Annotated in this window: 11 protein-coding genes; 4 read left to right on the forward strand and 7 right to left on the reverse strand. The window is 61.6% G+C overall.

Translation table 11 applies throughout. The features are described 5' to 3' along the window. Nucleotides 1–4: 4 nt before the first annotated feature. From PYR71_RS01095 to PYR71_RS01110, 4 genes are all read right to left on the reverse strand, one after another. Complete coding sequence (locus tag PYR71_RS01095) at nt 5–634, reverse strand: hypothetical protein (RefSeq protein WP_275617917.1); 630 nt, start codon at nt 632–634, stop codon at nt 5–7. A gap of 131 nt (nt 635–765) precedes the next feature. Continuing rightward, nucleotides 766–3,672: an isoleucine--tRNA ligase gene (gene ileS / locus PYR71_RS01100; RefSeq protein WP_275617918.1), complete on the reverse strand. Its 2,907-nt coding sequence runs from the start codon at nt 3,670–3,672 to the stop codon at nt 766–768. 281 nt (nt 3,673–3,953) lie between these two features. Beyond that, nucleotides 3,954–4,937, reverse strand: a complete 984-nt coding sequence (locus PYR71_RS01105; RefSeq protein WP_275618446.1) for a bifunctional riboflavin kinase/FAD synthetase — start codon at nt 4,935–4,937, stop codon at nt 3,954–3,956. Between the two features lie 14 nt (nt 4,938–4,951). Continuing rightward, nucleotides 4,952–5,800: a TIGR01459 family HAD-type hydrolase gene (locus PYR71_RS01110; protein ID WP_275617919.1), complete on the reverse strand. Its 849-nt coding sequence runs from the start codon at nt 5,798–5,800 to the stop codon at nt 4,952–4,954. 335 nt (nt 5,801–6,135) lie between these two features. Here PYR71_RS01110 and groES point away from each other — a divergent pair, with 335 nt between their 5' ends. The 3 genes from groES (at nt 6,136) to PYR71_RS01125 (ending at nt 9,279) form a co-directional block, all read left to right on the forward strand. Further along, nucleotides 6,136–6,432, forward strand: a complete 297-nt coding sequence (gene groES / locus PYR71_RS01115) for a co-chaperone GroES (RefSeq protein WP_004675403.1) — start codon at nt 6,136–6,138, stop codon at nt 6,430–6,432. A 71-nt stretch (nt 6,433–6,503) separates the two neighbouring features. Next, nucleotides 6,504–8,141, forward strand: coding sequence for a chaperonin GroEL (gene groL, locus PYR71_RS01120; RefSeq protein ID WP_125843878.1), 1,638 nt, complete (start codon nt 6,504–6,506; stop codon nt 8,139–8,141). Nucleotides 8,142–8,832: 691 nt separating this feature from the next. Beyond that, nucleotides 8,833–9,279 carry a hypothetical protein gene (locus PYR71_RS01125; protein WP_183918650.1) on the forward strand — a complete coding sequence of 149 codons (447 nt, stop codon included), beginning with the start codon at nt 8,833–8,835 and terminating at the stop codon, nt 9,277–9,279. A 66-nt stretch (nt 9,280–9,345) separates the two neighbouring features. On the opposite strand, the gene PYR71_RS01130 is transcribed toward PYR71_RS01125, so the two are convergent. Further along, nucleotides 9,346–10,056 carry a glutathione binding-like protein gene (locus PYR71_RS01130; protein ID WP_275617920.1) on the reverse strand — a complete coding sequence of 237 codons (711 nt, stop codon included), beginning with the start codon at nt 10,054–10,056 and terminating at the stop codon, nt 9,346–9,348. A gap of 202 nt (nt 10,057–10,258) precedes the next feature. Here PYR71_RS01130 and PYR71_RS01135 point away from each other — a divergent pair, with 202 nt between their 5' ends. Next, nucleotides 10,259–10,672 carry a DoxX family protein gene (locus tag PYR71_RS01135; protein WP_275617921.1) on the forward strand — a complete coding sequence of 138 codons (414 nt, stop codon included), beginning with the start codon at nt 10,259–10,261 and terminating at the stop codon, nt 10,670–10,672. An 81-nt stretch (nt 10,673–10,753) separates the two neighbouring features. On the opposite strand, the gene hisG is transcribed toward PYR71_RS01135, so the two are convergent. Beyond that, nucleotides 10,754–11,449 carry an ATP phosphoribosyltransferase gene (gene hisG / locus PYR71_RS01140; RefSeq protein ID WP_275617922.1) on the reverse strand — a complete coding sequence of 232 codons (696 nt, stop codon included), beginning with the start codon at nt 11,447–11,449 and terminating at the stop codon, nt 10,754–10,756. Continuing rightward, the gene (locus PYR71_RS01145; RefSeq protein ID WP_275617923.1) at nt 11,446–12,567 is read right to left on the reverse strand and encodes an ATP phosphoribosyltransferase regulatory subunit; all 1,122 of its coding nucleotides are present in this window, start codon (nt 12,565–12,567) and stop codon (nt 11,446–11,448) included. Before PYR71_RS01145 ends, hisG begins: the two co-directional genes overlap by 4 nt. Nucleotides 12,568–12,681: the final 114 nt, after the last annotated feature.

The following is a 12,681-nucleotide window of genomic DNA, read 5'->3' on the forward strand; positions in this document are numbered from 1 at the left end:
GCCGCTATTGCAGGAAGTTCCACCACTGCTTGCCGCTGTTGGCGATTGCCGCATCCTTCTTGCGCTTCTTCTGCTTCTTGAGCTCGGGCTCGCCGAGGTCATCGAGCTTGGCCGGGTCGTCGACGGTGCGGTAACCGGGCGGCGGATCGGAAATATAGCGGCGCTGATCGAGATAGGAGCCCTTCTGCAGCGCGCGAGCCTCGCGATAGGCCTGGGTCTGGGCTTCCGTCGTGCGCCGGCCGCCTTCGATGGCGGAGCTGGCGAGCGGCGAGCGGTAGTTCGGATTGTCGGAGTTCGCGTCGGCCTCCGAAACGAGGCGGGCGCGGGTTTCCTCCGGCGATTCAAGCCATTGGGGATTGTCCTTGTTGGCAACCGTCTGCTGCGGTTGAACGAGGGTCTCCCGCTGCGCCTCAGCCGGCAGCACCAGCGTCGGGCGCGGCGTGTACTTGACGCCCTTGTTCTTCGGATCAGGGCCGGTCAGCGACACCGACTGGCCGAGGTCGTCAGTCAGCTGCTCCATGGCGGTCTTGTCGGTGCCGTAGGTCGGGCTGCTGGCGCAACTGGAGACCAGGGAGCATCCCGCCACTACAACAGACAGGCAGGCGCCCATACGGAACCAATGCGTTGCGAACATGAAAACCCTTCCAGCCACCGGTGCAATCGTTGCCCAACCAGACAACCGTCCCCCTGACGCAAAAATCCGGCCATTTTCAGGCAGCTTTTACCGGATGAACGCCATAAAGGCAATTCACCCGGCAAATATCTTCAGGCGCGGATGCCGAGTTCGCGCAATGCCGCAGCGTCGCGCGCCGAGACGTCGGGATAATCAGGATCGGAGCCGACATCGGTGGTGATGCGCCAGGAACGCGCGCATTTGACACCTTCAGCGAGCTTCGGCACGACGGCGACGTCAGCCACTTCGGCCAGGCGGAAGGCTTCCGCCGGACCGACGTCCGCCTTGATTGTGATGCCCGAAGTGATGCAGACCTCACTGAAGTCCTGACCCGCGAGCGCCTTGCGAAGCTCGGCATCGGCGATATGGACGACGGGAGCTGCTTCCAGCGAGGAGCCGATGCGCTTGTCCTTGCGCTCGATTTCCAGCGCGCCGGTTACAACCGAACGCACGGCGCGGATCTTCTTCCACTTCTCGGCCAGGGCATCGTTGCGCCATTCCTTGGCAACGGTGGCGAACTGCTCCAGATGCACGGAAACGGCGGACGGATTGCGCGACAGCCAGGCCTCCTCGGTGGTGAAGGGCAACATCGGGGCAAGCCAGGTCACCATGCAATCGAAGATCTGGCGGATGACGTGCAGGCTGGCGCGCCGGCGCAGGCTCGAGGGCGCGTCACAATAGAGCGCATCCTTGCGGACGTCGAAGTAGAAGGCCGAGAGTTCGACATTGGCAAAATCGATGAGCGCGCGGGCGATCTTCTTGAAGTCGAAAGCGTCGTAGTTTTCGCGCACGAGCTGATCGAGCTCGGAAAGCCGATGCAGCATCAGCTGCTCCAGCTCCGGCAGATCGGCAAGCGCGATCTCCTCGCCCTTGTCGTGCGCCAGCGTGCCGAGCATCCAGCGGATGGTGTTGCGCAGCTTGCGATAGGCATCGACATTGGTCTGGATGATCGTCTTGCCGACGCGCAGGTCGTCGGCATAGTCCGAGGTCATCACCCAAAGGCGCAGGATATCGGCGCCGGCGTCCTTCATCACTTCCTGCGGCGAGGTGACGTTGCCCTTCGACTTCGACATCTTCTCGCCCTTCTCATCCATGGTGAAGCCATGGGTGAGGACGGCGTCGTAAGGCGCGCGGCCGCGGGTGGCAGCCGATTCCAGGAGGGAGGAATGAAACCAGCCGCGATGCTGGTCGGAGCCCTCGAGATAGAGATCGGCCGGCCACTTCAGGTCCGGGCGGTCTTCCAGCGTGAAGGTGTGCGTCGACCCCGAATCGAACCAGACGTCGAGGATATCCATGACCTGCGACCACTTGGCCGGGTCATGCTCATTGCCGAGGAAGCGCTCCTTGGCGCCTTCTGCAAACCAGGCGTCGGCGCCTTCGGCGTCGAAGGCATCGAGGATGCGGGCGTTGACGGCCTCGTCCTGCAGCACGGCACCGTGCTCATCGACGAAGACGCAGATCGGCACGCCCCAGGCGCGCTGACGGGAAAGCACCCAGTCCGGACGCTGTTCGATCATGGCGCGCAGGCGGTTCTGGCCTGCAGCCGGGACGAAGCGGGTATCGTCGATCGCGCTGAGCGCACGGGTGCGCAGCGTCGTTCCATCCGGCAGCGTCTTGTCCATATAGACGAACCACTGCGGCGTGTTGCGGAAGATGACCGGCTTCTTCGAGCGCCAGGAATGCGGATACTGATGCTTCATGCGGCCGCGGGCAAAGAGCGCGCGGCGTTCGATCAGCGCCTTGATGACGCGATCGTTGGCATCGCCCTTCTTGCCGTTGTCGTCGATGACGCGTGCGCCTTCGAGGCCGGGGGCATCCGATGTGTAGAAGCCGCCGTCGTCGACCGGGAACGGGATCTTGGTCTCGATGCCGCGCGCTTCGATTTCGCGGGCATGCGCCATCCAGACGTCGAAGTCTTCGCGGCCGTGGCTGGGCGCCGTATGCACGAAGCCCGTACCGGCATCGTCGGTGACATGGTCGCCCTCGAGCAGCGGCACGGGAAATTCATAGCCGCCGCCGAGACCTTTGAGCGGATGCGCGCAGGTGATCCCGGCAAGATCGGCAGCCGTAACATCGGCAAGACGCTTGTACTGCAGCTTCGCCTTGGCAAAGGATTCCTCGGCCAGCTTGTCAGCGAAGATCAGCTTCTCGCCTGGGCGCGGGCCAAAATCATTCTCGGCAGCTATGACTTCGTAAAGACCATAGGCAACACGCGAGGAATAGGCGACCGCCCGATTTCCGGGGATCGTCCAGGGCGTGGTCGTCCAGATGACGACGAAGGAATCCTTGACGCCGTCGGAACCCTTCTCGACCGGGAATTTCACCCAGATCGTGTCGCTCTCGTAGTCGTGGTATTCGACTTCGGCTTCGGCAAGCGCGGTGCGTTCGACCACCGACCACATGATCGGCTTGGAGCCGCGATAGAGCTGGCCGCTTGCGGCGATCTTCAACAGCTCGCCGGCGATGCGGCTCTCAGCGTGAAAATTCATCGTCAGATACGGGTTGTCGAAATCGCCGACGATGCCGAGGCGCTGGAATTCGTCGCCCTGGACCTTGATCCATTTTTCGGCATAGGCGCGGCACTCGCGGCGGAACTCGATCATCGCCGCCGGCTCCTTGAGATCCGGCTTGGCCTTGCCCTTGGCGCGGTAGTTCTCCTCCTCGATCTTCCATTCGATCGGCAGGCCGTGGCAATCCCAGCCGGGCACGTAGTTGGCGTCATAACCGCGCATCTGGAACGAACGGTTGATGACGTCCTTGAGAATCTTGTTCAGCGCGTGGCCGATATGGATGTTGCCGTTGGCATAGGGCGGGCCGTCATGCAGGACGAATTTCTCGCGGCCGGCGGCAGAGGCGCGCAATTTCTTGTAGAGATCCATCTCCTGCCAGCGCTTGACAAGCTCCGGCTCCTTCTGCGGCAGGCCGGCGCGCATCGGGAAATCGGTTTCGGGCAGATAGAGGGTCTTCGAGTAATCGATCTTTTCGGCTGTGTCGGTCATATCGGGACAATCGTTTCTGGCGGCCCAGAAAGGGGCGCAACGGGTATGAAAAAGCTGGTGACGGAAGCGCTTGTATCCAAGCGCCGAAAACCCGGACCTCCCGGCCGCTTAGCGCGCGCGGAAGGCCGGGCCGATAATTCGTATCGTGATCGCCAGCCGAAATTTTCTCATCGGGCCGGTTCATAGGCGTTTTTCGGTGCAAAAGGAAGAGAAGAATTCTGCGATGCGATCCCCGGTCGCCGGAGTTTTTGCGCTCAAAGGACCTTGCGCTGACCACGGCCTCAGGAAAAGCAGAGCTTCCGGTCGAGTTCGCCGAGCGGCTTGACACCCGCCAGCAGCGCCCGCGCCTCCTCCTCGTCGCGCCCGATCTGGGCGACGAGCGGATCGAGGCCGTCGAATTTCAGCTCCGGTCTAATATAGCCGAAGAAGGAGACGGCGCAGAGCTGACCGTAGAGATCGCCGCTGAAATCGAAGACATAGGTTTCGAGCAGCGGCGCACCGTTTTCCGTCACCGTCGGGCGGCGGCCGTAGCTTGCGACCGCGTCGTGAAGCGTTCCGTCCTGGCGGCGGAAGCGGACGGCGTAGATGCCGGCGGCAAGCTCGGCCTCCGGCGGCAGGCGCATGTTGGCGGTGGGAAAGCCAAGCTGGCGGCCGAGTTTTTCGCCGTCGATAACCTCCGCTTCGATGGTATAACGGTAACCGAGCATGCCGGCGACTTCGCTGACCTCGCCGTCCTTCAGCAGCGTGCGGATATGGCTCGACGAGACGACGTCGGCGTTTTCGTCGCGGAAGGCATCGATCAGGGTGACGCCGAAGCCGTAGGTCTGGCCGGCATTCATCAGGAAAGCGGGGCCGCCTTCGCGGTTGCGGCCGAAGTGGAAATCGAAGCCGGTGACGACTTCGGAGGCGCCGAGCCAGTCCTTCAGGATCGAATGGATGAAATCATCGGCCGAGCGCTGCGAGAATTCGTAGTCGAAGGGATATTCGATGACGGCGTTGAACCCCAGCGTTTCCAGGATGCGGGCCTTGAGCGGTGCGGGTGTGAGGCGGAACACCGGCGCCTGCGGCCGGAAAACCGTGCGCGGATGTGGCTCGAAGGTCAGCACTAACGCGGGAATGCCGCGCGCCCTTGCGATCTCAAGCGCGCGGTTCAGCACCGATTGATGGCCGCGATGCACTCCGTCGAAATTGCCGATGGCGATCACCCCGCCCTTGAGATGGGCGGGCAAGGGATCCCGGGTTTCATTGCGGTGGAAGACGGTCATCGGCTGGCTTCTCTTCATGCAAGGCGCGGCATCCACCACTTCGGCGCGGCGTTTTCTCGTTCGAGGTAGGCGTTGAGAATTGCCTCGTCGGTTTCGCCGTTCAAGGTGTATTCCTTGGCGTGGATCCCGCCGCTGATGTAGAGAAGGTCGAGGCCAAAATTCAAGGCGCCGCGGACATCGGTCGGCATGCCGTCGCCGATTGCCAGCACGCGCTCGGCGGAGAAATCGCCGCGAAGCTCGCGGGCTGCGGCCAGCGTCGCCTCGTAAATTGGCCGGTGCGGTTTGCCGGCGATGCGGGTTTTGCCGCCGAGCTGTTCGTAATAGGCGGCCATGGCGCCGGCGCAGGGAATGATGCGGTGGCCGCGTTCGACGACGAGATCGGGATTGGCGCAGATCATCGGCACTTCGCGCGCCTGAAAATCCAGAAGCATGTCGGTGTAATCCTCGGGCTTCTCGGTCTCATCGTCGAAAAAGCCGGTGCAGACGAGCGATTGCGCTTCGCCTGCCGGCACCCGCTCGACGCCAATGCCTTCGAGAAGCGCCTTGTCGCGCTCGGGGCCGAGCAGAAAGACCGTCTTCGGACCCTCGGAAATCAACCCGCGCGTGACGTCGCCGGAGGTGACGATCCTGTCATAGGCGCTGTCGGGCACGCCGATCTGGCGCAGCTGCTCGACGACCTGCCAGGAAAGCCGCGGCGAGTTGGTGATAAGGACGACGGCGAGGCCGCTCTCGCGGGCGGCCTGAAGGGCCGCGGCAGCCTTGGGGAACGGATCGACGCCGTTGTGAACGACGCCCCAGACATCACAGAGCACTACATCATAGCGATCGGTGATCTCAGAGAAGGTTTCTATCCGCTTGGCCATTCCAATTTCCCGAGTTGCTGCAGTCACCGGTGACATTGCAAAGGCGCAGGACGATGGCAAGGCATTTTCTTCGCCATCAGCCACCGCAAAGCCCTGTCGCGACAATCCGGCGCGTGATCGGCAAGGCTCGGCCGCGACAGAGGGCTCGGCGGAAATCTCCGGCATTTCTCCGGTCTCTTCACAATTCCGGCACAAAAATTCGTGATTGCCCTCATTGACTCCTTTCGGAGCCATCCCTAAATGCACGTCGCTAGCACTCACCGCGAGGGAGTGCTAACACCTATCCATGTGGGCCGCTCCGGCCCGCGAATGTCATTCGATCGAGGGATTAGACAATGGCAAGCACCAATTTCCGTCCGCTTCACGACCGCGTCGTCGTTCGTCGCGTCGAGTCCGAAGAGAAGACCAAGGGCGGGATCATCATTCCCGACACCGCCAAGGAAAAGCCGCAGGAAGGCGAAATCGTCGCCGTCGGTTCCGGCGCTCGTGACGAGTCCGGCAAGGTCGTCGCACTCGACGTCAAGGCTGGCGACCGCGTGCTGTTCGGCAAGTGGTCCGGCACCGAAGTCAAGATCAACGGCGAAGACCTTCTGATCATGAAGGAAGCCGACATCATGGGCATCATCGGCTGATTGGCCGATCCGCTTTCCCGAAATGACTGACGGGCTTTTGCCCGAACAAATCGAATTCAGGAGTCACAAACATGGCAGCTAAAGAAATCAAGTTTGGCCGCACCGCGCGCGAAAAGATGCTGCGCGGCGTCGACATTCTCGCCGATGCAGTGAAGGTCACGCTCGGCCCGAAGGGTCGCAACGTCATCATCGACAAGTCCTTCGGCGCGCCGCGCATCACCAAGGACGGCGTTTCGGTCGCCAAGGAAATCGAACTCGAAGACAAGTTCGAAAACATGGGCGCCCAGATGGTCCGCGAAGTTGCTTCGAAGACCAACGACATCGCCGGTGACGGCACCACGACGGCAACTGTCCTTGCCCAGGCAATCGTTCGCGAAGGCGCCAAGGCCGTTGCCGCCGGCATGAACCCGATGGACCTGAAGCGCGGCATCGATCTCGCCGTTGCCGAAGTCGTCAAGGATCTCCAGGCCAAGGCCAAGAAGATCAACACCTCGGAAGAAGTCGCCCAGGTCGGCACGATCTCCGCAAACGGCGAACGTCAGGTCGGTCTCGACATTGCCGAAGCCATGCAGAAGGTCGGCAACGAAGGCGTCATCACGGTTGAAGAAGCCAAGACCGCCGAAACCGAACTCGAAGTCGTCGAAGGCATGCAGTTCGACCGCGGCTACCTCAGCCCCTACTTCGTGACCAACCCGGAAAAGATGATCGCCGACCTCGAAGACGTCTTCATTCTCCTCCACGAGAAGAAGCTCTCGAACCTGCAGTCGATGCTGCCGGTTCTCGAAGCCGTCGTCCAGACCGGCAAGCCGCTCCTCATCATCGCAGAAGACGTCGAAGGCGAAGCCCTCGCAACGCTCGTCGTCAACAAGCTGCGTGGCGGCCTGAAGATCGCTGCCGTCAAGGCTCCGGGCTTCGGCGATCGCCGCAAGGCCATGCTTGAAGACATCGCCATCCTGACAGGCGGCACCGTCATCTCCGAAGACCTCGGCATCAAGCTCGAGAGTGTCACGCTTGACATGCTCGGCCGTGCCAAGAAAGTCTCGATCTCCAAGGAAAACACCACGATCGTCGACGGTTCGGGCGCCAAGTCCGACATCGAAGGCCGTGTTGCCCAGATCAAGGCCCAGATCGAAGAAACCACCTCCGACTACGACCGCGAGAAGCTGCAGGAACGCCTTGCCAAGCTCGCCGGCGGCGTTGCCGTTATCCGCGTCGGTGGTTCGACGGAAGTCGAAGTCAAGGAAAAGAAGGACCGCATCGACGACGCCCTCAATGCGACGCGCGCTGCCGTTCAGGAAGGCATCGTACCGGGCGGCGGCGTTGCCCTGCTGCGTTCTTCCGTCAAGATCACCTCCAAGGGCGTCAACGACGACCAGGAAGCCGGCATCAACATCGTTCGCCGCGCTCTGCAGGCTCCGGCCCGCCAGATCGCTGAGAACGCTGGCGACGAAGCATCGATCGTCATCGGCAAGATCCTCGACAAGGATCAGGACAACTGGGGTTACAACGCCCAGACCGGCGAATATGGCGACATGATTGGCATGGGTATCATCGACCCGGTCAAGGTCGTTCGCACCGCCCTGCAGGACGCCGCTTCCGTCGCATCGCTGCTGATCACCACCGAAGCCATGATCGCCGAGCTGCCGAAGAAGGACGCTCCGGCTATGCCGGGCGGCATGGGCGGCATGGGCGGTATGGACATGATGTGATCGGCCTCCGGCCTTTCACAGCATCGTCCATGAAACCGCCCATCATCTAAGATGGTTCAGCGCGTCAAGCGCGCTGAACTGGCGGTATGGACATGATGTGATCGGCCAAAGGCCTTTCGCACATCGTTCATGAAACTGGACAGGAAGGGCGGCCCTCGGGTCGCCCTTTTCGTTTGCCCGCTGCGATTCGATCCGTTGCGCACTATTTTATGCCGTGCAGCGCGTCAGCCGATCTCGGAGCTTTCGTCAGGCTTGCGTCACCGCTGGTTTTCCTATCCGAGGAAATGGGCGGCAGATGGCGTCATCTGTCGTACACTGCGGATCAAAAACGTTTCAAACCGCCAAAAGAAGCGATTTTTCCGATTTTTGGCAAAACGGCCGAGACAGCACGGGAGCCTCAGAGAAGACAACGGCCCAACCGCCCCTGAAAAAGGCGTTGCCGTTTGTTTAAAAGCTCCTATAAATCCGCCGCAGCAATTGACGTGCGCCCCGGCGATATTTTCGCCTCAAACGAGGCCGGAGTGCGAAAAGCGACGCCACAGCGTTCGGCGAAGGCTCCATTTCGGGGGCCCGATTCTGTGGCGATGAACGGCGAATGCCCGCGCGGACATAATGCCCGCTGCTACATGATCCTGTTTCTTGTGTTTGCCGAGCGTGCGGCGGAGGAGCCGCATCCGAACTGGGGAACCCCTTGTTTAAGATCGCCAAAGCCAATGCAGCTGTGCCCTTGATGACCGGCTCGCTGAACGACAACCATCAAAATCACCAGATGCTGGCGCAGTTGTCGGTTTCCGAAAGCTGGACCGGAGATTTTTCGAGCGGCCTGATCCGTCTCGGCAAATGGAGCGCGATGCTGCACGGCCTCTCCGCCGAGGAATGCGGGCTGCTGAATCTGATCCGCTGCTACGATACCAAGGATCGCGCCCGCGTGCTGGAACTGTTCGAGCAGGCGGCGACGCACTGCTCCTCTTTCTGCTTTTCAACGACGATCATCATGCCGAACGGCTTGCGCCAGCCGCTGTTCTGCATGGGCGAGTCGAACGGGCTCGAGGAGAAATACAGCGGCTGCATGACCGGTGTCTTCATCTTTCCCCGCTTCAAGCTCGAAGGTGCTAGGCAGATCACAGGTCGGCGATAAACCGGCACCGCGAACAGAAAAGGCCGCTCGCAGGGGCGGCCTTTCGTGTTTCCAGCCGATCGCCTGCTACTCCGGCTTGACCGGGATGTTCAGGCCCCTTTCGCTTGCCGGCCGGGCGATGCAGCGCTCCAGCCAATCGGAAACGGCGGGGAAACTCGCATAGTCGAGGACCTCGCGGCCACCATAGAAGATATCGGCGCCGCGAACCCAGGTGAAGGTGGTGATGTCGGCAACCGTATACAGATCGCCCATGATCCACTGCCGACCCTTCAGCCGGCCTTCGAGCACACCGAGCAGCCGTTTGGATTCGTCGCGATAGCGCTCGACCGGATAGGAATTGTTGGCAACCTTGTCGGCGGCGGATTTGTAGAAATGGCCGAACTGACCGAACATCGGGCCGATGCCGGCCATCTGAAAAAACACCCACTGAATGCATTCATAGCGACCGGCGGCATTCTCAGGAATGAGCCTCCCGGTCTTTTCCGCGAGATAAAGCAGGATTGCGCCGGATTCGAACAGCCCGATCGGTTTGCCATCCGGCCCGTTCGGATCGATGATCGCCGGAATTCGGCCGTTCGGATTGAGGGATTCGAATTCGGGTGATTTCTGCTCGTTGGCGTCGAAGGAAATGTAATGCGGCTCATAGGCGAGGCCGAGTTCTTCGAGGGCGACCGACACCTTCACCCCGTTCGGCGTCTGCAGGGAATAGAGCTGGATGATGTCGGAATTTCTAGCCGGCCATCGCCTCGTGATCGGAAAAGCGGAAAGATCTGCCATCGGATTCTCCATGTTGGGCGCCGACCATAGGAGACGAGGCTTTGGAAACGCAAGCGAGACATCGTTTCATATTATTGAACGAAGTGTCCCCTCCCGTCTATCTTTGCATAACGAAGGAAATCGGCCAGATAGGGGTATCAGAGATCCACAGCGTGCCCGGGGGCACCAAGATCTTGAGAGCCATTCAACGGAGACAACATCCATGTCGAACGCCATTATCCTGATTGCCCGCATTCTTCTGTCTTTCATGTTCGTTCTTTCCGGCTTCATGAAGCTAACCGATCCTGCCGGTACTGCGGGCATGATCGCCGGTGCCGGCCTGCCGGCAGCAACCCTGTTGGCCTATCTCGCAGGCCTTTTCGAACTGCTCGCCGGCCTTGCGGTTCTCACAGGCTTCCAGGTCCGCATTGCCGGCTGGCTACTCGCGGGCTTCTGTGTCTTCACGGCCATTGCCTTCCATCTGCCCTACGCAAGTGGCGCGGAACTCGTGAACATTCTCAACCAGATCATGGTCATGAAGAACATCACGCTTGCTGGCGCGTACATATTGCTCGCGACCGTCGGTGCCGGTGCCTATTCGATTGACGCCCGCCGCGGCGCCTATGCGGCTGCCTGATCCAGCAGATATCCTCCCAGACATGCAGAACCCGCCGTCATTGAATTGACGGCGGGTTTTCTTGTGTCTTGACCATTGCAATCAGAGAGCGGCGCGCACCGCTTCGATAATCGCCTGCACGACGGGTTCGTCGGCATGGCTTTCCTTGCGGGCGCGCACAAGGCAGGCCTGTGAATGGAGGATGACGCCGTCCTGAAGCACCTTCAGATGGTTGGCGCGCAGCGTCGAGCCGGTGGAGGTGATATCGACGATGATATCGGCCGAGCCGGAGGCCGGCGCGCCCTCGGTGGCGCCGAGGCTCTCGACGATGCGATAAAGCTGGATGCCGTGCTGGCTCGAAAAGAACTGCTGGGTCAGGCGCCAGTACTTGGTGGCGATGGCCAAGCGCCGGCCGTGGCGGGCGCGGAAATCGGCGGCGACATCGCCGAGATCGGCCATGGTGTCGACATCGAGCCAGATCTCGGGCACCGCGACGACGACATCGGCATGGCCGAAGCCGAGACGGGCGCAGAATTCGACACGCTTGTCGACCTCGGCAAAACCTTCCCGCATCAGATCCTCGCCGGTGACGCCGAAATCGATGGTGCCGTTGCCGAGTTCACGGGAGATTTCCGACGCCGAGAGGAAGGCGACCTCAACATCGTCCCAGCCTTCGATGCGGCCGCGATAGGAGCGGTCGTTGCCGACCGCCGTAATCGTCATGCCGGCCCGTTCGAAGATCGCCGAAGCCTCGTCCTTCATCCGGCCCTTGGAGGGAAGCGCGATGGTGATGGTCATGCGGCTACCCTTTCGGTTTCGATGCGGTCGAGCCAGAAGGAGAAGCCGACCGCCGGTATGCGGTCGGTTGCGCCAAGGAAGGTCAGGAGCTTATCGAAGCGGCCGCCGCCGGCCAGAACCGCGCTCGATCCCTCCACCGTCACCTCGAAGACGAGGCCGGTGTAATAATCGAGCGGCCGTCCGAAGGCGGCGCGATAATCCAGGCAGGACAGATCGACGCCGGCATCGGCAAGGGCGGCAACGCGGCCGTTGAAGCGTGACAGCGCGTTGCCGAGCTTCAGCCCGGCAGCGTCGGCAAAGCCGGCAAGCGCTGCGGACGCATTGACGAGCGGCACGTGCAGCGACAGGAACTCTTCCAGCACATGGAAGGCCGCATCGTCGAGACGCGTCTCGGACAGGATGAGCTTTTCCTTGAGCCGCCGGGCGATCTCCAGCGGCGAGCGGCTGGCATTGGTCGAATAGCCGGTCGCCTGCATCTCGTGCTCGATATGGGCGACCAGCGCCGGCTCGTCGCCGGCAGCGATAAGCCTGGCGATGTCGTCGTCAAGTCCGGTGACGAATTGCGGGCTGACGAGACCGGCCAGCAGCGCTTCGAGCTGCGTCATATTGCCGAAGGCGTGGATCAACCGCTTCTGCCAGCCGAGCGGCAGGCCGAGCGCCTGAACGACCGCCTCGAACACCGCTTGGTCGCCCAATGTCACCGACAGGCGCCGGCCCGGCAGCAGGCGGGCAAGAATGCCGGTGGCATCGCCGATGGCGCGGGCGTCAGCGCCCGGTATGTTGATATCGCCAAGATCCTCGATGCCGGCCTGATAGAATTCATTGGCGCCGTCGCGGCGCTGGCGGAAGACCTCGCCGAGATAGGCGTAACGCTTCGGCGTGCCGGTCGCCGTCTCAATGTGGCGCAGACAGACGGGAATGGTGAATTCGGGGCGCAGGCAAAGGCTGGCGCCGGTCTCGCTCTCGGTCATGAAGATACGCCGGCGCAGATCCTCGCCGGCAATATCGAGGAAGGGCTCGGCCGGCTGAATGACGGGCGTATCGATGCGCTCGGCCTTGCGGGCGGTAAATTCGGCAAGCAGCTCGGCGGCAAATTCGGGGAGGTTGATCAGGGGCATGATAGAGACTTCCCTCTTCTCCCCAGCGGGGAGAAGATGCCCGACAGGGCAGATGAGGGGGATGAGGAGTGTAAACGACAAATGTCCTGAGCGGCGAGCGAAGGACAGCTTCTA

It is taken from the genome of Rhizobium mulingense (assembly GCF_029194105.1).
In the GTDB taxonomy this organism is placed as follows: domain Bacteria; phylum Pseudomonadota; class Alphaproteobacteria; order Rhizobiales; family Rhizobiaceae; genus Rhizobium; species Rhizobium mulingense.